Genomic DNA, 434 nt, shown 5'->3' on the forward strand with positions numbered 1-434 from the left:
TGCAGGCCATCCCGTTACCATCGCCGCCGTTCCTCAAAGCGTCGCGGCCCGTCAATCGCTCGACAATTATGTCAATTCCGGCCGGGCGATGACCGATTCCGGTGCCTACCGCACGTTGCAGCAGCGTACAGATACGCTTCACGCCGAAGGAGCCTTCGGGGCACCGCTTGGCAAGAGCGTGGACGGTTCGCTCAACCTTTCCGTTCAGGCAGACCGCAACAGCGGGTTGAGCGGGCTCGCCTCGGGCATCATTCAGGTGCCCGGAGGTACAACGGCGCTGCCCTTTTCCGGGCCAGTACTGGTCTATCGCGCCTTTCCCGGGGCGGTGCTGCACCAGAACAGCTCCATGCTGACCGCGCATGGAGGCCTGACCCTTCAGGGCAGTATCCGACGGTGGTCGTGGAACGTGACCACTAGCTATGACCGCGTATTCT

At 62.7% G+C, this 434-nt stretch carries 1 protein-coding gene; it reads left to right on the forward strand.

Going from position 1 to position 434, the window contains the following annotated elements; all coding sequences use genetic code 11:
• Positions 1–434: hypothetical protein (locus tag AACY45_RS28790; protein ID WP_339548876.1), on the forward strand; the 434-nt coding region annotated here is incomplete at both ends.

Origin of the sequence: Pseudomonas sp. RA_35y_Pfl2_P32 (assembly GCF_963970735.1) — a bacterium.
Lineage (GTDB): Bacteria > Pseudomonadota > Gammaproteobacteria > Pseudomonadales > Pseudomonadaceae > Aquipseudomonas.